Origin of the sequence: Murimonas intestini, from assembly GCF_024622195.1 — a bacterium.
In the GTDB taxonomy this organism is placed as follows: domain Bacteria; phylum Bacillota; class Clostridia; order Lachnospirales; family Lachnospiraceae; genus Murimonas; species Murimonas intestini.
This window is the reverse complement of record NZ_JANKBI010000007.1, coordinates 167,623-186,289: the sequence shown is the minus strand read 5'-3', so window position 1 is coordinate 186,289 and position 18,667 is coordinate 167,623. Positions and strand designations below refer to the sequence as shown.

17 protein-coding genes are annotated in these 18,667 nt (G+C 45.3%); 15 read left to right on the top strand and 2 right to left on the bottom strand.

Features of this window, described 5'->3' with window-relative positions; genetic code table 11:
• Positions 1–125 precede the first annotated feature (125 nt).
• The 12 genes from NSB28_RS12575 to NSB28_RS12520 all read left to right on the top strand — a co-directional run bounded on the left by NSB28_RS12575 (position 126) and on the right by NSB28_RS12520 (position 11,192).
• Positions 126–617, top strand: coding sequence for an HD domain-containing protein (locus NSB28_RS12575; protein WP_243134829.1), 492 nt, complete (start codon positions 126–128; stop codon positions 615–617).
• Positions 618–710: 93 nt separating this feature from the next.
• Positions 711–1,076, top strand: coding sequence for an arsenate reductase family protein (locus tag NSB28_RS12570; protein WP_109626939.1), 366 nt, complete (start codon positions 711–713; stop codon positions 1,074–1,076).
• Between the two features lie 73 nt (positions 1,077–1,149).
• Positions 1,150–3,390 (top strand): beta-glucosidase, encoded by a 2,241-nt coding sequence (locus tag NSB28_RS12565; RefSeq protein WP_109626937.1) that lies wholly within the window; start codon positions 1,150–1,152, stop codon positions 3,388–3,390.
• A 75-nt stretch (positions 3,391–3,465) separates the two neighbouring features.
• Positions 3,466–5,253: a sensor histidine kinase gene (locus NSB28_RS12560; protein WP_109626935.1), complete on the top strand. Its 1,788-nt coding sequence runs from the start codon at positions 3,466–3,468 to the stop codon at positions 5,251–5,253.
• Positions 5,219–5,650, top strand: a complete 432-nt coding sequence (locus tag NSB28_RS12555) for a response regulator (protein WP_109626933.1) — start codon at positions 5,219–5,221, stop codon at positions 5,648–5,650. The genes NSB28_RS12560 and NSB28_RS12555 overlap by 35 nt, the downstream gene beginning before the upstream one ends.
• Positions 5,651–5,686: 36 nt before the next feature.
• Entirely contained in the window at positions 5,687–6,061 is a 375-nt protein-coding gene (locus NSB28_RS12550; RefSeq protein ID WP_109626931.1) for a helix-turn-helix transcriptional regulator, read from the top strand.
• A 129-nt stretch (positions 6,062–6,190) separates the two neighbouring features.
• The gene (locus NSB28_RS12545) at positions 6,191–7,960 is read left to right on the top strand and encodes an extracellular solute-binding protein (RefSeq protein WP_109626929.1); all 1,770 of its coding nucleotides are present in this window, start codon (positions 6,191–6,193) and stop codon (positions 7,958–7,960) included.
• A gap of 30 nt (positions 7,961–7,990) precedes the next feature.
• On the top strand, positions 7,991–8,899 hold the full coding sequence (locus tag NSB28_RS12540) for an ABC transporter permease (RefSeq protein WP_109626926.1): 909 nt from the start codon (positions 7,991–7,993) through the stop codon (positions 8,897–8,899).
• 11 nt (positions 8,900–8,910) lie between these two features.
• Positions 8,911–9,804, top strand: a complete 894-nt coding sequence (locus tag NSB28_RS12535; RefSeq protein ID WP_109626924.1) for a carbohydrate ABC transporter permease — start codon at positions 8,911–8,913, stop codon at positions 9,802–9,804.
• Between the two features lie 138 nt (positions 9,805–9,942).
• A complete protein-coding gene (locus tag NSB28_RS12530) occupies positions 9,943–10,275 on the top strand; it encodes a nucleotidyltransferase family protein (protein ID WP_109626922.1) in 333 nt (110 codons plus the stop codon).
• Positions 10,256–10,651 carry a HepT-like ribonuclease domain-containing protein gene (locus tag NSB28_RS12525; protein WP_109626920.1) on the top strand — a complete coding sequence of 132 codons (396 nt, stop codon included), beginning with the start codon at positions 10,256–10,258 and terminating at the stop codon, positions 10,649–10,651. Before NSB28_RS12530 ends, NSB28_RS12525 begins: the two co-directional genes overlap by 20 nt.
• 316 nt (positions 10,652–10,967) lie before the next feature.
• Complete coding sequence (locus tag NSB28_RS12520; RefSeq protein ID WP_243134827.1) at positions 10,968–11,192, top strand: hypothetical protein; 225 nt, start codon at positions 10,968–10,970, stop codon at positions 11,190–11,192.
• 143 nt (positions 11,193–11,335) lie between these two features.
• Here NSB28_RS12520 and NSB28_RS12515 read toward each other — a convergent pair whose 3' ends face one another.
• Positions 11,336–13,126, bottom strand: a complete 1,791-nt coding sequence (locus NSB28_RS12515) for a sensor histidine kinase (protein WP_257497705.1) — start codon at positions 13,124–13,126, stop codon at positions 11,336–11,338.
• Between the two features lie 23 nt (positions 13,127–13,149).
• Entirely contained in the window at positions 13,150–14,724 is a 1,575-nt protein-coding gene (locus NSB28_RS12510; protein ID WP_109626916.1) for a response regulator, read from the bottom strand.
• A 190-nt stretch (positions 14,725–14,914) separates the two neighbouring features.
• On the opposite strand from NSB28_RS12510, the gene NSB28_RS12505 reads away from it, so the two are divergent.
• The 3 genes from NSB28_RS12505 to NSB28_RS12495 are packed head-to-tail and all read left to right on the top strand — an operon-like array spanning position 14,915 to position 18,664.
• Positions 14,915–16,414, top strand: a complete 1,500-nt coding sequence (locus tag NSB28_RS12505) for a sugar ABC transporter ATP-binding protein (protein WP_306812183.1) — start codon at positions 14,915–14,917, stop codon at positions 16,412–16,414.
• A 12-nt stretch (positions 16,415–16,426) separates the two neighbouring features.
• Positions 16,427–17,368, top strand: coding sequence for an ABC transporter permease (locus NSB28_RS12500; RefSeq protein ID WP_109626914.1), 942 nt, complete (start codon positions 16,427–16,429; stop codon positions 17,366–17,368).
• Between the two features lie 15 nt (positions 17,369–17,383).
• Positions 17,384–18,664 carry a sugar ABC transporter substrate-binding protein gene (locus tag NSB28_RS12495; protein WP_109626912.1) on the top strand — a complete coding sequence of 427 codons (1,281 nt, stop codon included), beginning with the start codon at positions 17,384–17,386 and terminating at the stop codon, positions 18,662–18,664.
• Positions 18,665–18,667 lie beyond the last annotated feature (3 nt).

The window sequence follows — 18,667 nt, the reverse complement described above, 5'->3', positions numbered from 1 at the left end:
TCCCGTGATATACTAAAAGTGACCAGAGAGATGCCGCAGGCTGTATAGACAGGCCGGCTGAAGGGGAGCCGGAGCATTTTGAGGCAAATATCAGAGATTATTCCGAGAGGGGGAATTCAAAAAAAGTGGCAGTTGAAAGAAAAATGAAGCCAGAAGATGAAGAAAGATTTTTTGAACTTGTGAAGGAAGTGGTCGGAAAAGGGAGATATTCACAGTTAGAAGAATATATTCAGCATGGAGACACAACTGTTTATCAGCATAGCCTGGCAGTGGCATACTTAAGCTACTGGATGGTATTGAAATATGACCTGAAGGTACATTTAGAAGAGCTGATCAGAGGGGCGCTGCTCCATGACTATTTCTTATATGACTGGCATGAAAAGGATGCCGGTCACAGCCTGCATGGATTTACTCATCCAGGCAAAGCGCTGATCAATGCGTGTGAGGATTTTAATCTGACGGATATCGAGAAGGATGTCATAAGGAAGCATATGTTTCCGCTGACACTGATACCGCCGCGTTACAGGGAAACCGTGATCGTATGTATGGCAGACAAGATCTGTTCAGTATATGAGACATTCCATATGACTTTATTCGGGGAATTGAGCCCGGTTTAATAAAACAAGCATGTAAGGGCAGAGGATGCCAGGGGCGGATTATGATCTGCACCGGTTCCTCTGCTTTTATGTTAGAAGAGAAAGGAAAAAAGAATGCTGTTTATTGAATATCCAAAGTGCAGCACATGCCAGAAGGCCAGAAAATGGCTGGAGAGCAGTGGTGCAGAATTTGAAAAAAGATATATTGTAGAGCAGAATCCCACAAGGGAGGAGCTGGAAGAGTGGATTAAAAAGGGTTCACTGCCGCTGAAAAAGTTTTTTAACACCAGCGGCAGGAAGTATAAAGAGATGAACTTAAAGGAAAAGCTTCCGGCTATGAGTGAAGATGAGCAGCTTGAACTGCTGGCATCTGACGGAATGCTGGTAAAACGTCCTGTGCTTGTGGGAGATGATTTTGTACTGACGGGATTCAAAGAAAAGGAGTGGCTGGAAATAGTACACAAAAACTGCACCATGTAACAAAAACTGCTCATGGATTTTGATTCCTTAAAAGGCTACAATACAGAAAAAGGGCAGCCAAGGAGGAAAAGCAGTGAGAGATGTTATGGGTGAAGCAGAAAAAATACTTTCCAGTCTGACACTGGAAGAGAAAGCGGCGTTATTGTCCCAGGGGCTGATTGAGCAGCGGGATATGGAGGAATATGGCCTGAGAAGTTTCTGGGTGGCAGATGGACCTTCGGGAATAAGGCGGAGGAAAGAGGCAGATGAGCAGAGCATTCCTCTGATATGTTATCCGTCTGCCAGCACATATGCATGCTCCTGGGACAGGGAACTGATGAGGGAGCTTGGGCATTATCTGGGAGTGGAGGCGCAGACAGAAGGAATTGATGTATTGTTTGGACCGGGCTGTAATATTAAACGAAGCCCGCTGTGCGGCAGGAATTTCGAGTATTATTCGGAGGACCCGGTTCTGACTGGGGAGCTGGCTGCTGAATATGTGGCAGGGCTCCAGGCTGAAGGGGTGGGAGCATGTGTGAAGCATTATGCTGCCAACAATCAGGAGACCAGGAGGATGTCAATTGACGAAAAGATAGATATCCGTGCCCTCCATGAGATTTACCTGAAAGCATTTGAAAAACCTGTACGGGCTGGAAAACCATATATGGTCATGACAGCTTATAATAAAATCAATGGGGAATACGGCGCTGAGAATGAAGTGACATTAAAGCATGTGCTCAGGGAGGATTGGAATTATCAGGGGAATGTGGTCACAGACTGCGATGCTGCCCTGCATTTGGAAAAGTCAGTTAAAAACGGCTTAAACCTCCTGCTGAATGGACAGAGTGCTGAACGCCTTGCAGAAGAGGTAAAAGATCTGATCGCTGCAGGAAAGATGACGGAGAAGGATCTGGACAGGGCGGTGAGAAATACAATACAGCTCTGCCTCATGTGTGAGAATAATTCCAGAAAAGAACGTTTTGACCCGGAGGAGCATCACCTGTTTGCAAAAAAAGCAGCTGAAGAAAGTATGGTGCTTCTTAAAAACGAAGATAATATACTTCCGCTGGACAGAGGAGAATCCGTGGCAGTTATCGGCGGCATGGCTGGGAAACTCAGATTCCAGGGCGGCGGAAGCGCCCATGTGGAAGAATACAGGCTGGATGAAGTATACGAGTCAGTGAAAGAGCTGTGCCCAAAAGCAGTGTACGTCAAAGGCTATGAGGAAGATTATTCAGAACCTGAATGGATGGAAGAGGCTGTCCGGACAGCGGCAGAGTGCAGTAAAGTCCTGCTCTGTCTGGGGCTTCCGGAATCTTATGAGTCTGAGGGCTATGACAGGGTGCATATGAAGCTGCCCAAATGCCAGGAAGAGCTGCTGGACATGATAGTGCGGATAAATCCCAACACTGTTGTGGTTATATTCCATGGTGCCCCTGTAGAGATGCCCTGGAGAAAAGACGTGAAGGGCATACTGGATGCGTATCTGCCAGGTGAGGCTGGCGGGGCTGCGGCAGCAGATGTGCTGTTCGGGAGAGTAAACCCCAGCGGAAAGCTGGCTGAGACTATGCCGGTGAAGCTGCAGGATACCCCATGTTATCTGAATTTTCCAGGCGGGCAGAAGGAAGTGGTCTACGCTGAAGGTATTTATGTGGGATACCGCTATTATGATAAGAGGGAGATGGAGGTGGCGTTCCCTTTTGGATATGGTCTGTCTTATACTACATTCTCCTATGATGATCTTCAGATCACCCGGGATGGCGGAAAAGACAAGATATCCCTTAAGGTAGAGAATACTGGAAAACGAGAGGGAAAAGAAGTCGTGCAGCTGTACATAAGGAAACCCGGCAGTCTGTTTAGCTGTCCTGTCCGGGAACTCTGTCAATTCCAGAAGATAAGTCTTTGTCCGGGGGAGAGCAGGCAGGTGGATTTCTGGCTGGAACAGGATGCATATCAGGTGTACGATCCCGGGAAAGGTGGCTGGGTGACTGAGGGCGGAGCATATGCCATAGAGATCGGAAGCTCTTCCAGGGATATCCGACTGCAGGGAGAGATACTGCGCAAGGCAGAGGGAATGGCTGACAGGATCACAGACGAGACAACTCTGAAAGACATGATGACACTATATGGAAAAGAAGAACAGCTGGCCAGGCTGTTTGAAGGCCATCCCCATACGAAACTGCTGCTGGAGCTCTGCAGGGATGAAAATCCAACAACGCAGGCCTTTGGGGCTTTGAACACTATGCAGACTATAAAAAGGACTGACAGTACTGTAACGGACGCACTTATCGCAGAGTGGCTGCAGAAACTTAATGAGCCGGACCAGGCTCTGTAAAAATGGAAAAGCACACAGAAAATACATTATCTTCTGTGTGTTTTTTGGCATTATAGAAATATCAGGAGGGGATTTATGGAGGGAAGAGAAATACCAGAAAATAAAAAGTGTCCCTGGTATCGGAGTATTGTGTTTAAGCTTATGTGTATCTCTCTTTTTACACTGCTTCCCACTGTACTTTTGTTTGGTCATCTGTACAGGACATTTCAGAAGGAGACAATTCAGAGTTTGTCAGAGGCTGCATATACAAGAGATTCCCAGATCTTTGACAGTTTTTACGGCAAAATAGAGGAAGTGGAATACAATGTGCTTGAGATGTTCAGCACCACGAATCTTTCGTTGCTCTCAGATATGTGGGACTATTATGATTCATATGAGAGATCAGAAAAAATAGTAAAGATCCAGGACAGGATGCAGTGGTACCGCTTTATGGAATGGTTTGTTTCAGACCTGCGCATATATCTCACACAGAGGGATGTGTGCATCCACAGTAATTATTGGGCGGATATGAATCAGGAGGATTTTGATTCTGTTGACGATTATTTTGCGAACCCTAATAAACTGATAGTGGACCACGGAAATGTGCAGATGTATATAGGAGATCTCTCCCAGGGGACGGTCAGGAGCCATATTCGCTCTGTCAGCAGAATGACTATCTCAGGATATAAATTTCAGGAGCTTTTGGACAAGCTGTGTGATGACGGGGCGGCACAGGCTATCATATTGATAGAAGGCAGGGTGCTTCTTAACAATATCGACAATGAAGAAAAACTGGAGAAATTACTTGAGACATACCAGGCATCTAAAGAGGACAGCGGGAGCGATACTTTCGAAATCACTGTAGGCAGGGAGAAGTTTTTCTGTTCCCGGGCAGGGGATTACAATCACAGGATAGATGTGATAACCTGCCGGTCCTATGATGATGTATTTGAAAAGACAAGGGAGAGCTATCATCTCATACCTGTAATGATCCTGGTCAATGCCCTGGTGCTTTTTTGCTTCTTTTTATATGTGAGGAAGTATATCAAGAAGCCTGTCCTGCTGCTGACGAATGCCTTCCGCACTATGAAGGACGGCCAGGAGGAGGTATTGATCAGGGCCCATTCTCAGGATGAGTTTGATGTTCTGTATACAGGCTTTAATGAAATGAGTATGCGTCTCAATAAAAATATCCGGGATAATTATCTGATGAAGATCGACTTGCAGAGGGAGCAGCTAAAACAGCTGCAGGCTCAGATCAACCCACATTTTCTGTATAACACTCTGCTCCTTATAAAGATCAGGATCAGGAGAGGTGACCAGGCCGGCGCGGAGAAGATGGCAGGGCTTTTAAGTGATTATTTCAGGTTCATGAACAGGAATAAGAGGGATGTGATCCCGCTGGAGGAAGAATGCGGCTGTATCAGTACATATATGAATATACAAAGTGAACGCTTTTCAAACAGATTTGAATTTGAACTGGAACCATGCCCTGAGGATATCAGAAATCTTCCCGTACCCCGGCTGCTTCTTCAGCCCCTTGTAGAAAATGCGGTTAAATACGGGATGGAAAAGATAGAAGAAAATGGGAAAGTGAGAATGTTTTTCCTGCGGAATGAGTCAAAAGTAAGTGTGGTTGTTGAAGAGACAGGGATTGATATCACCTGTGAGGAAGTTGCTGAAATGAATGAGAGAATACAAAATCCTCCGGAAGATGGGGAAATCACATCAACTGTCAATACCAACAGGAGGATCAAGTTATTTTACGGGGAAGAATACAAGCTTTTGTATGTGAGGACAGAGCAGGGGGCATTGCAGGCGATAGCGGAACTGGACGGAGGAAAGGTATATGAACAGGTGGAAAATCATGGTGGTGGACGATGAAGCGGAAATAGCAGATTATGTGGGGGATCTGGTGAGGGAAACACTGGGAGATATGGGTGAGGTAGAAGTATTTTACTCAGGGACACGTGCAAAGAAAAGGCTGGCACAGCAGGCTCCGGATCTGCTGATGACTGATATAGTGATGCCAGTCACAGATGGCTTTGAACTGCTTGAATATGCGGCTGAAAATTTGCCTGACACAGAAGTAATACTGCTGACCGCCTATGAGGAGTTTTCCTATATTTACAGGGCAAACAAGATCAAAAGGTGCCGGTACATTGTTAAAACAGAGCAGGAAGATATGATCAAGAGCGCAATCCGGTCAGCAGCAGAAGTACTGGAAGAGAAAAGATCCGGAAGAGAATCAGTGGAGACAGCAAAAAAACAGATTGAGTAGGTAAAGCAGATCTTTTCTGAAGAAAAGGCCAGACAGATGATCAGTTATGAGGGGGAAGGGCCGCAGCATGACCAGGAGCTGATCAGGAGGATCAAAGGGTATATTAAGGAGCACAGCAAAGAAGATTTGACGGCAGCCTTGATTGCGGAAAAGTTTCACTATTCTCCAGCCTATCTTTCGAAGATATTCAGGCAGTACGGAAAAGAGAAGCTGTCTGCATATATCATGGAACAGAAGCTTCAGGGTGCAAAAAAGATGCTTCTTGAGACTGATAAATCCATACAGGAAATATCCCAGGAATCAGGCTACCTCTCACCCCAGGCGTTTGCAAGGGCCTTCAGGAGAGAGCTGGGTATAACGCCCCAGGAATACAGGCGGGAATATGCAGGAAGAAAGATGACGGAGACATAATGAACAGTTACAACTGTTATAAAAATGCACCATATGACAAAAAATGCACATGGTTTTGAATGGTCATAATGACTAGAATAATCTTATCAGAATTAAAAAAATAGTGAATGTGACGAAGGAGAATGGAAAATGAAAGAAAGAATGAGAAAAGTGTGTGCCGTTTTGTTATGTGGCAGCATGGCAGTATCAATGTGTGCCTGTGCGGTGACGAAACCGGGAAAGGATGAGGACAGTTCTTCAAAGAAGGAGACATCAGAAGAGGCAGCGGAAGAAGGTACAGCAGATACAGGTGAAAAGGGAGAGGATGAGCTCAGATCAGTAAAAATCGGCGTGGCACGTGATACATCTTTTAAGTTCCAGGGGGATGAGACAGCCGACAATAATACATGGGTGAACCTGTACCGTGAGAATGGAATAAAGCTGGATGTAATGTATGAGGTGGACCTGTCACAGAATACAGAGAAGCTTTCACAGTGTGTCATGTCAGGTGATTACCCGGATGTGTTCAGTGTGGATTCCAAGCAGTTTAAGGAATGGGCTGAACAGGGAGTCTTTGCAGATCTGACTGAAGGATTTGAAAAGTATGCGTCCGATGAAATAAAGGAATATTATGACACAGAGGCGGGACGGAGGGCGCTGCAGGCGGCCACCATAGACGGAAAGCTTTACGGGCTGCCAACGGCTGCATCCCCCAATGACAGCATGCCTATCTTGTGGATACGTCAGGATTGGCTGGATAATCTGGGCCTGGAAATCCCCAGGACTGTAGATGAGTTTTATGCAGTTGCAAAGGCGTTTAAGGAAAATGACCCGGACCAGAACGGAAAAGATGATACATATGGGCTTGCAGTTAACGGGAAAGATGTATTCCAGCAGTTTGGAGATCTGGGTACATTTTTTGAAATGTTCGGGGCCCAGCCGGGACATTTTTCAAATATTGTCCCATTTATAGATGTAGATGGAAAGGCAGTATACGGAGGTTCAAAGACAGAAGAAATGAAGCAGGGTCTTACGCTGCTGCAGAAGATGTATGAGGAAGGGATTATCTCAAAGGATTTTGTGACAGCAGGACAGGACCAGATCATACAGGATATGTCAGCCGGAAGAGTAGGAATGGCCTTCAGTATTTTCTATGGGGCTGAAATGCCGTGGAAGAATGCAGTGGCGACACAGCCGGATGCAAATTTTGTGTCAGCGGCGATCCCGGGACTGACTGAGGAATTAAGAGGGCAGGCTTTCTATACCGCGGCAACGAATTCTTTTAATGTTATGAGCAGCAAGTATGATGATATGGAGACCTTCTTTAAGTTGATGAATCTGGGAACACATTACTGCGGCCGTCCTGACAAACTCACTCAGGAGGAGTATGAGATGTACAATGGACTTCCGGGAAAATATACGGGATATACCCTGTGTGTGGGAGGAATGTCAGTTGCGTCTAAAAATATGAAAGCGTATGATCTGCTTCAGAATGCGTTTAAAACAGGGGAGACAACAGGACTCAGCGCTGAGAACCTCCGGGATTACAAGGCGATGATGCAGTATTACGACAATAGGGACAGGAGAGATGAGCTTAACGAAGAAGAGCTGGCGGCTTATGAGGCAGGAATCCTCTACTGGTCCGTGTGGGGAAATGAGCATTGTGCCTACCAGACACTTCATGAGATGGATGACATGGATAATTATTTGTATTCCGCGTATGACACTACGGCTACAGAAAAGATGAATGAGTGTACAACAAGCCTGATCACACTTGCAAAGGAAACAATGGTGGATATCATTACAGGGAACAAGAGCGTGGATTACTATGATGAATTCCTTGAACAATGGAGCGCCCTGGGCGGAGCAGAGATCACAGAGGAGGCGGATGCCTGGTACCAGGCATCAAAGGGCAATTAAATATAGTCAGATACGAGAGGCGATAAGAAAATGAGAAAAAAGAAAAAAATGACATCGGATCAGATGATGTTTCATCTGATGGTCTGGATCCCTCTTCTGTGTATTATTATTTTTAATTATATTCCCATGATAACAGGATTCAGCATTGCCTTTAAAGACTATAAACCAGGGCTGGGGATAGCAGACTCGCCCTGGGTGGGCCTGAAGCACTTTGAAAAAATGTTTATTACCGATGATACACTCAGAGCGCTGAGGAACACACTGATTATCGCATTTATGAAAATAATCGGCAATCTGGCGGTGCCCATCACCTTTGCCCTGATGCTCAATGAGATAAGGGTAAAATGGTTTAAAAAGATGACTCAGACTATCACATATCTGCCCTATTTCCTCTCATGGATCATCCTGGCAGGCATATTGACGAATATACTCAGGACAGACGGAGGGCTGGTAAACAGGATAATAGAAGCTTTTGGACATGAACCTGTTTTCTTTTTAGGAAGCAACGACACATTCAGGTGGACACTGACAGTCAGTGATGTATGGAAAAATTTTGGCTACAATACAATAGTCTATCTGGCAGCCCTGACAAATATAGATCCGGCGCTGTACGAGGCGGCAGCCATCGACGGCGCTGGCCGGTGGAAACAGACACTGCATATTACTCTTCCGGGGATATCCATGTTTATCGTGCTGATGACTATCCTCTCCATTGGAAATATATTAAACGCAGGATTTGACCAGGTATTTAACCTCTACAATGTGTCTGTCTATGAGAGCGGAGACATTATAGATACCTTAGTTTACAGGCTGGGTATACAGCAGCAGCAGTATTCCTTCAGCACAGCTGTAGGTCTGTTCAAATCCGTGGTATCTATCATATTGATTGCAGGTTCCAATAAACTGGCAGACAAATTTGCAGGCTACAGGGTATTCTAAGGGGGATGGGGATGAAAGAATATAAATCAAAAGGCAGGTTGGTCTTCAATATAATTAACTACATAATCATAATATTCATGATGCTGTCATGTCTTGTCCCTCTCATACATATTTTGGCGCTGTCCTTCAGCGGGGCCTCCTATACGGATTCAAACATGGTCACGCTGATCCCGAAGGGTTTTACACTGGCTGCGTATAAATATGTAATGCAAAATAGCATGTTCTGGAGAGCTTTTGGTGTTACCATCACAAGGCTGGCTGTTGGCGTACCCCTGGGGCTGCTCCTGACTATCCTGGCTGCCTACCCCCTTTCTAAGGAGGAGCAGTATTTTCCGGCCAGAAAGATATATATGTGGCTGTTTATGTTTGTAATGATCTTTAATGCAGGCCTGGTGCCCACCTATCTGCTGATCAAGGACTTAAAAATGATGGATACCATCTGGGCGCTGGTGCTGCCCATGGGTGTGAATGTATTCAATATTGTGCTGATGATGAATTTCTTCAGAGGAATCCCGCGGGAGATCGAAGAGTCTGCACTTGTGGACGGCGCAAAGCAGCACACTATACTGTGGAAGCTCTATCTGCCATTGGCAAAGCCCTCCATTGCCACCATTACTTTGTTTACATTTATGGGGCACTGGAATTCCTGGATGGACGGGCGGATCTATATGAACAGTACAAGCAATTATCCGCTTCAGACTTATCTGCAGAATGTCCTGCAGTCATCAGACCAGGTACTTCTAAACAGCAATAACATGCAGAGCATTATTGAACGAATGGCCGTGAGCGGACAGAATCTAAGAGCCGCACAGCTGTTTATTTCCATGATCCCGCTGCTGATCATTTATCCGTTCCTGCAGAAGTATTTTACGGCCGGGCTTGTTATGGGAAGCGTAAAAGGCTGAGCTGAAGCTGCAGTTTAAGGAGTTTGGCAAAACTCGGGATTTTCAGTGAAAATCCACGAAATGCGGTTATTGCAATAGAAAACTGCCAATGCTATAATATAAATATAGCATTGAGTTTTACCGGAGAGGAGTGAGAGAATGGATAGGATTTATGCGGTAAGCGAGATTAGCAGGATTATTGCGCCGATTCTTGAAAAATATGGTGTCAGCAGAGCCTATCTGTTTGGCTCTTATGCCCGTGGTGACGCACTGCCTGAGAGTGATATTGATTTGCGTATTGACGGCGGGCGGATACGGAGTATGTTCGGGCTCGGTGGATTGTACAGCGATTTAACGGAGGCGTTGCATAAGCCGGTGGACTTAGTTACCACGGAGGCGCTGAATCACCGTGCCAACGCAGAACATACAGAAAATTTTAAAAAACATATCAGGGAGGACGAGAAGCTGATATATGAAGAAAAAAACAGCTGATATTTTAGAACATATTCGTCATTACTGTATTGATGTGCAGGAAACACTTGAACGGTTCGGAAAAGACAAAGCAGTTTTTGAAATGGATAAAGATTTCCGTAACTCCATTTGTATGAGTCTTCTCCAGATAGGTGAGCTGACAGGACACTTGCCGGAGGACTTCCGGGAAGCGACGAAAGCAACCATTTATTGGCCAGCGATTAAGGGGATGCGTAACTTGTTTGCACACAATTATGGTGCAATGGACATTGATCGTGTTTGGGAAACGGCGGTGGAGGATATTCCGATGCTATTGAAGTTCTGCAACAATACTATTGAAATGCACCGCATGATGGAGCAGGAAGCCGTGCAACCGGAAGAGGAATGGGAACGCTAAAAAAACAAATAGTCATTGATGAAGAGAGGCTGTAAAAAAACTTCTTAATTAAGAATCACCAGTTCCAGTAAATTGCTGGTTCTGATGATTCTTTGTTTTTATATCTGCGGATGCAGTAAAGAATTTTTAGATTTACTGCAAAGGCATGGAGGGAAGTAAATCCAGAATTCACAAGCCTATTACAAAATCGGCAATTGCGCTTATGAATTATTTTTCGGGAAAATATGGCACTGATTATGGCGGAACGTAAGGCGCGTGTCATGTAAAATCAGGTATCAAATACCTGTGCATAATCGATTAAGAAGGAGAGCTAACTATGAATCTGATATATCAGGAGTATTTTGACAAGGTTCTTGGAGGTTGGATAGGAAAATGTCTGGGCGGGGCAGCGGGGGCGCCGGTCGAAGGGATAAAAAAACTGATTCCGTATGAGCATTACAGTGAGGTGATCCGGACAGATCTGCCGAATGATGATTTAGATTTACAGCTTTTGTGGCTGGAGGTTCTGCAGAAGAAAGGAATATCCATCACCGTTTGCTAAAAGGAAAAAATGAAATTGTACTCAAGCTTTTGAGAAGGACAGAAAGCTTCAAATTCAGTTTAGGCCTGCGCAAATACGAGGGAGAACACTTCCACAGGAAACGCTGGTATGTGGATTTCAGCTCGGAATTTTGAACAGTGGTGTCAGGCGGAAGTAAATTCCGCCGGCATTTGCTTTGGGATCGTTATAATAACCGTGGTCCCAAGGCCTTCTGTACTGTGGATCTCCATCTGGTAATTACCCTGATAAATATAGTTAAGACGCTGGCGGATATTATTAACTCCTATGTGGGGCTTTTTATCCTTATAAATGCTGTAATCCTGCTCCATGACCTGGGAAAGGCGTTCAGGGGAGATTCCCTTTCCGTCGTCACTGACCTCGATGATCAGATTTTCTTCGATGGCATAGATCATAATATCGATATGGCCATGCAGAACAATGTCCATATCACCGAAACCATGATAAAAAGCATTTTCAACCAGAGGCTGAAGGATGTTCTTTGGTATTTCCATGTCCATAAGGGCATCATCGATATCATAGTGGATTTCTACCTGGTGCTGGTAGCGGTAATTCATAATGACCTCATACTGGATCATAGTATCATATTCATTTTTAACCGTATCATGGATAGAGAGCTTGCTGTTTAGGCGCTCCCTGAGTATCCGGACAAGGGCAGTATTGATTTCTACAATTGCAGACGTATTGCCCTGGCGGGCCATGATATTGATGATGTTCATGGTATTATAGATAAAGTGGGGATCTATCTGGGTTGCCAGCAGCTTATAGTTGACTACAGAGTTTTCATGTTCTTTCAGGCCTATATCTTTGACCTGTGCGTTGATCTCTACAACCATCTTATTAAATACATTGCTTAGATCTTCTATTTCATCCCGCGTATTTATTTCTGAACGGATATCCTCCCCGGCGTGAAAGGCGGCCATTGTATCGGCCAGGTTTTTAAGAGGCGCCAGCTGTTTTTTTGTAACAGAGACGAGAAAGATATTATACAGGATCGGAGAGATCAGATACAGGGCGGTGACAAGTCCAAGGATGAGCAGAAGGTCCTGCAGCATACGTGTAAAACTTACATACGAAAAGACACGCCAGCCGGTGGCGGGAATGCTTTTATAAAAGCAAAGACCTTTCTGAAAACGGAAACTGCCTACAGAAGATGAGAACTTAAAGGAATCCTCCAGGAGATAGTTCCTGAGCGGTTCTGAAAGTGCAGTGTCAGTCGTATAGATCACATCATCATACTTATCCAGAATAAGGTAGCTATTGAAAGAGGAGGCGTTCAATGTATTGTTTTTCTGTAAGGTCTCGGATATTTTATAAAAAACAGTCAGCGTGTAGGTATTCACGCCGTAAGAATAATTTTTTGAAAAATATATCAGGTCGTCATAATTGGCATCCATATAGGTGGTTTTTTCCGTGTAGATCCTGCTGGTATAAATAGGCGAATAATAGCTGTTGCTGTGGGTAGACAGAAGGTTCTGGTAATGGACGTTGCCGTCAAGCAGTTCTCTCTGCTGGATATTGGTATAATAGAAAGAGGAAATATACTCTCCGGAGGGAAGACTTACCCCAACAGCTGCGTAATTATGGTAGGAAGCTGCGTAGCTTGAAAGGGCCTGTACAATTAAGGCACGGCTTGCATCGTCAGGCAGTTTTACATATGTATCCAGAAGCAGAAAGAAATCGTTGCTTAAACTGTTCATACTTTCTGAGAGCTGTGTCTGTAAGGCGGCATACTCTTCTGTGAAAATAGAGTGCAGCTGTGTTTCCCGCTTAACTGCGTCCCGGTAAAGGATTGGAGTCAGGACAGCGAGAAGAGAAAGCAGCAGAAGAAGGTAAATGGCAGTATAGATGAATGCCAGTTTCCTGCTGATGCGGGCTGCAATTTTAGAACGTAAGAGGGAAGGGGGGTGCTGCATAGCCGGGCGTCTCCTTTCATATACTACTTTGACGGCAGTTTGCGGTAATCGATGGGCCTTCTGCCTGTATGCTGGTAAAAGACCTGGCTGAAATACTGGGAAGACCTGTAGCCGCATTTTTCAGATATTTCATATATCTTGAGGTTTGTGTTGGCCAGGAGCCAGATAGCGTGGCTGATCCTCAGATGTGTCAGGTATTCATTGATCGTCTGTTGAGTCTCTTGCTTGAAGAGGACGCCTAGCCTGCCGGAGCTGAGGGCAGCATGTTCTGAGATCATTTCTGCGTTCAATGTGTAATCTGAATAGTTCTTTTCCATATAATCTATAGAATTTTTTACAGGGAGCGAATAACGGGCGGACTTACCGTCACGTAAAGCAACCAGGCATTTCTCATAAGTATTAAAAATCCACTTGAGCATATCTTCAAATGAAATAAAATAATTCGGATCTAGAAAATCAAGACTGCATTCCCTTAAAGTTTCCATGTGTCTGCAGAAACCAATATAAAAGTTCATAATAGAAGGCAGGTCAAGAGCATCATTGCAGGAGACCAGAAATGTCTTTATTTCCATAATATTTTTCTCCAGATTGTCAGGGGAGGAATCTAAATGCTGAAAAGGAAACTGCCTGCCCGCCTGTATACAGTGTTTCTGTTTCAGTTCTTCTATGGGAACGGGCTGTCCCGGACAGAACATAGAATAAAACCGGAGTATGGGAAGAACCTGTGTATACAGTTTCCTGAATTCCCGGATCGTCTGGCGGCATCCTGTATACACCAGCATACATGGCCTGGGGCTGCGACCGTTTATCAGGGTGAAGATGCGGCGGCTTATAGATGACAGCAAAAAACTGCGCTCTGTGCTGGAGCTTTCTATACGGATACCTAAAAGTACAAATTTTTCATTCGTAAAGACAAGAGAGATGGGAAAGCTGTCAATCTGCCGTGTCAGTGATATCAGATAGTTTACAGATGAAGTAAACAATTCATTGGAGCGTGTTACATCCAGCAAAAAGGGCGTGGACTGTCCCAGTATAAAGAAATAATACCTCTCCTTTTCAAGGTATTTCAAATTTCCGGATGCAGCATCAAATGCAGTATCGGGTGCAGCAGCAGATACTGCATCGAATCCCGTACTGTTAAGCTCCGATTCAGCAGAACCTGCAAAATATGCATTCAGCTCCTGGGACAGGACAGCCCCATTGATTTTTGAAGATTCGCGTATGGAGGCAGCCAGAGCAATGAGCTTTTCAGTAAAAGAAGCAGCGGTGATTTCATTTTTCAAGATGTAGTCGGAAACCCCGAGCTTGATAGCTTTTTTTGCATAATCGAATTCATCATAGGAAGAAATGATCATGATCTGTATATCAGGTGAGGCCTCGCGGACTTTCAGGATCAGTTCCAGGCCGGACATGCCGGGCATAATGATATCTGTAATCAGAAGGCCGGGCTGGTATTTTTTAACGTATTTAAGAGCCTGCTCCCCATTTTTAGCGGTGGCGGCAATACAGAATCCAAGCTGTTTCCAATCTACCAGCTGCTTTAAGTCCTGCAGCACAAGCCTGTCATCATCTGCAATTATCACGGATATAGGTTCCATCCATATTCCTCCCTTATCGTATTAAAGAAAGTATAGTAAACATTATCTGAAAAATCAACGCTCCTACAGAAAGACATTGGGATTTCTAACAAAATAGAGGAATTGCTGTATAGGATTTAAAAAAATGTTTTGTTAGAATCTGAGACAAGAGCAAAACAATGATGGGAGCTACAGGAAAGGAGGAATATATTTGGGAGAGCAGGGGCTTTTATTAAAGACAGAAGAAATGTATAAAAGCTTTGGCATAACAAAAGCGCTGAAGGGTGTCGGCATTGAACTGAGAAGGGGCCAGATTCTGGGTCTGATCGGGGAGAATGGTTCAGGGAAATCGACTCTGACTTCTATTGTCGCAGCCATACAGCCGGCAGATTCGGGAAAGATGTATCTGGAGGGTCAGCCTTATGAACCGTCTGATACCATGGAGGCTAATGAAAAAGGCATCTGCATGATATTACAGGAAAAAGGGACCTTTGACGCGCTTACAGTAGCCAAAAACATATTTGTGGGGAAGGAGAACCTTTTCTGTAAAAAAGGGATTCTGGATAACCGGGCTATGAACAGGGCGGCACAGGAGGCATTGGACGCGGTAGGCGCAGATTATATCAGGGCCTCAATGCCGCTGGGGGCGCTGAATTTTGAGGACAGGAAATTAGTGGAAGTAGCCAGGGCCATGTACATGAAGCCTAAGATCCTGATCGTAGACGAGACAACGACAGCACTCAGCAGAAATGGCAGAGATATCCTGTATGAGATCATGAAAAAGATGAAAAAGGAAGGGAAATCTGTTATTTTTATTTCACATGATATCGATGAGCTGATGGAAATATGCGACACACTGACCATACTCAGGGATGGAGTATACATAGATACCCTTGAAAAAGAAAAGTTTGACGCCGGCATGATCAGAAAGCTGATGGTAGGCAGAGAAGTGGCAGAAAATTATTACCGCAGCGACTGCGAATCGAGCAAGAATAAAGAGGTCGTACTCTCTATGGATCATGTCAGTGCCAGGGAACTTAAGGATATTACATTTGAACTCCACAAAGGTGAAATACTTGGCTTCGGCGGGCTGGCGGACTGTGGAATGCATATCCTGGGCAGTGTGGCATTCGGCAATATAGAACCGGACCTGGGCCGGGTGCTGGCGGGGGACGGCAGTATCATCGCCAGCCCAAGAGATGCTATGGGAAGGAAGATTGCTTATATTTCTAAGAACAGGGATCAGGAGTCGCTTATGGTGGCTTCCAGTATCCGGGACAATATCTGCTGCGCTTCTTACAATAAATTGAGCCAGGGTCCGTTTCTATGGCCAAAAGCACAGGATGCGTTTGTGGACAGATGGGCCGGCGAACTGGAAATAAAGATGCAGGGGCTGTATCAGTATGTTATGGAACTGTCAGGCGGAAATAAACAGAAGGTGGCGCTTGCAAAGTGGCTGGGCTTCGGAGCTGATATTTTTATTCTGGACTGCCCCACAAGAGGTATCGATATTGGCGTCAAGTCAAATATCTATGCCCTGATGGAAGAACTCCGGAGCCAGGGCAAAAGTATTATCCTGATCTCAGAGGAACTGCCTGAGGTCATAGGGATGAGCGACAGGACTATCATACTTAAAGACGGACGTATCAGCGGTGAATTTAAGCGGGAAGATGGGCTGACAGAAACCTTACTGATAGATTATATGGTGTAGGAGGCGGGAAAATTGTCTAAAATATTGCAGAAACTTAAAAAAACAGATTTCCAGACCATTTTTCCATTTCTGGGTCTGATAGCTGTTCTGATTTTCTTTGAAGTATCAACAGGGGGACGCCTTTTTACCGGGAAGAACCTGAAGGCAGTCTTAAATGACGGCCTGTACATTATTATCGGGGCTACAGGGTACGCTTTTATGTTTGCCATGGGTATTCTGGATTTTTCAATAGGCGCCAATATGGCGGTAAGCTGTGCAGCGGCCTGCCTGGCTGCAAAGATCAATCCACTCCTGGCGATACCGGCTGCTATACTTACCGGAATGATATTATCAGGAGTGCTTGGGCTGATACATGTAAAAGCCCATGTGGATGCTTTTATTACAACTCTTGCAGGCCAGTTTATTTTCAACGGTCTTGTACTGATCGTACTCAATAACAGCATACAGCAGGCGCCGCTTTCCATGCTGAAGTGGTTCACCCTTCCTCTGAAGCTGGTGATACTGGCAGGAGGACTGGCAGTGGGCTATATGGCATTTGAACACTGCGTGTACGGCAAGACCTGCAAGCTGATCGGCTCCTGTGAGGAGGCGGCCAGACAGACCGGGATAAATGTAGGCAGATACAAGATGTGCGGTTTCCTTACAATGGGGGCTATTGCGGGCCTGCTGGGATTTATCAGCCTGATCAGGACCGGGACGGCCAGCAGCCAGACAGGGAGTACATTGATGATGAATGTATTAAATGCAGCCCTTCTTGGAGGACTGCCCATGTCAGGCGGCCCTACCACAAAATTCCGCGGAGTCATCATTGGAAGCCTGACTATGGCATTTTTGACGTCAGGGATGACGATCATGGGGTACAATGTAAACACACAGCAGTTAGTGAAGGGCTTGATCTTCCTCATAGCCATATCTATTTCATTCGACCGTAAAAACATGAAGGTTATTAAATAAAAGGAGGATTTGAAAATGAAAAGGTTAACAGCAGTATTATTAGCAGGGGCAGTGGCTGTAAGCCAGCTGGCCGGATGCAGTTCCGGGAGCCAGTCAAAGACAGAGAAAACCACAGAAAAGGCAGCAAAGGAAAACTCAGAGTCTGTCGCAGAAGGCGGTACGGAGGCCAGTGAGGCAGAAAAGGCAGCAGATACGAAAGACAGCGCTGAGACAGAAAAGACAGCGGATGCAGGAGATGGGGCCAAGGCAGATGAACCAGCGGCAGATGTGGATTTAAAGGAGATCACGATCGCTATCCCTATGGCAGATACAGGAATGACCTTTCAGAATCAGATGTCTTATAATATGAACAACATCTTAGGCCCTGCCGGGAATGCTACTTTTGTCTACAATCAATCAACCTTTGATGCGGACGGGACCATGAATTTTGTAGAGAGCGAGATCGCTGCAGGTGTTGACGGGCTTATGTTCGTGCCGCCTTCAGACTCTGTACTTCCTACTGTCTGCTCCCTCTGTGAGGAAGCTGAGGTGTACTGGGCCATTTCTATGAGGACAATTGAGGATGAAGAGATAAGAGAAATGTGTGAAAATTCACCATATTATGTGGGAAACTGTTACGAGGATGAAGAAGAGACAGGGCGTCTTGTGGGTGAATATCTTGGTAAGCAGGGAGCTAAAAAGATAGCCATCATTACCACAATTAAGGGTGACACCACAGGTGAGGCCAGGGAGGCAGGGCTTGCAAAAGCGTGTGAAGAGTATGGGATTGAGATCGTGGGCGAGGCGAGAGGGCTGACACAGGCATCAGATGTGACAAATGCCGTGGAAAGCTTCCTGTCTGCAAATGCTGAACTGGATGCAGTTTTCTGCGTGGGAACTACAGTGACAGGTGTGCAGGAGATTACAGTAAAAGCAGTACAGGACTCTGGGCGTAAAGGTGTACAGGTAGTGTGTGTGGATCATCCTGACGGGATCACGGATCTGTTTGAATCAGGTACGCTGACCTACTCTATAGGAACACCAAGCTTTGCTCTGGATACTTACATCTGTGCGATCAAAATGGTAAATGCGATCCAGGGATACCCCATCAGCGGAGAAAAAGAAGGGAAGAGCAGCAATTTCATTGCAATGGCAGTAGTGTCAAATGCAGAGGAGGCCAAAGTATATGAAGAGGCCAGCAGCAATAATGAATACACATTTTTTGATGAGAAGGAAATTAAAGACCTGTTAAGGTGGAACAATCCCCAATTGGATGAAAGCGGGCTCCAGTCTGTACTGGACAACTACGAATTATAAAAA

Bases quoted from the DNA above. Each gene is read 5' to 3' on its own strand.
- NSB28_RS12570 (WP_109626939.1), top strand. From the start codon at position 711: ATGCTGTTTATTGAATATCCAAAGTGCAGCACATGCCAGAAGGCCAGA.
- NSB28_RS12560 (WP_109626935.1), top strand. From the start codon at position 3,466: ATGGAGGGAAGAGAAATACCAGAAAATAAAAAGTGTCCCTGGTATCGG.
- NSB28_RS12555 (WP_109626933.1), top strand. From the start codon at position 5,219: ATGAACAGGTGGAAAATCATGGTGGTGGACGATGAAGCGGAAATAGCA.
- NSB28_RS12550 (WP_109626931.1), top strand. From the start codon at position 5,687: ATGATCAGTTATGAGGGGGAAGGGCCGCAGCATGACCAGGAGCTGATC.
- NSB28_RS12545 (WP_109626929.1), top strand. From the start codon at position 6,191: ATGAAAGAAAGAATGAGAAAAGTGTGTGCCGTTTTGTTATGTGGCAGC.
- NSB28_RS12540 (WP_109626926.1), top strand. From the start codon at position 7,991: ATGAGAAAAAAGAAAAAAATGACATCGGATCAGATGATGTTTCATCTG.
- NSB28_RS12535 (WP_109626924.1), top strand. From the start codon at position 8,911: ATGAAAGAATATAAATCAAAAGGCAGGTTGGTCTTCAATATAATTAAC.
- NSB28_RS12530 (WP_109626922.1), top strand. From the start codon at position 9,943: ATGGATAGGATTTATGCGGTAAGCGAGATTAGCAGGATTATTGCGCCG.
- NSB28_RS12525 (WP_109626920.1), top strand. From the start codon at position 10,256: ATGAAGAAAAAAACAGCTGATATTTTAGAACATATTCGTCATTACTGT.
- NSB28_RS12520 (WP_243134827.1), top strand. From the start codon at position 10,968: ATGAATCTGATATATCAGGAGTATTTTGACAAGGTTCTTGGAGGTTGG.
- NSB28_RS12515 (WP_257497705.1), bottom strand. From the start codon at position 13,126: ATGCAGCACCCCCCTTCCCTCTTACGTTCTAAAATTGCAGCCCGCATC.
- NSB28_RS12510 (WP_109626916.1), bottom strand. From the start codon at position 14,724: ATGGAACCTATATCCGTGATAATTGCAGATGATGACAGGCTTGTGCTG.
- NSB28_RS12495 (WP_109626912.1), top strand. From the start codon at position 17,384: ATGAAAAGGTTAACAGCAGTATTATTAGCAGGGGCAGTGGCTGTAAGC.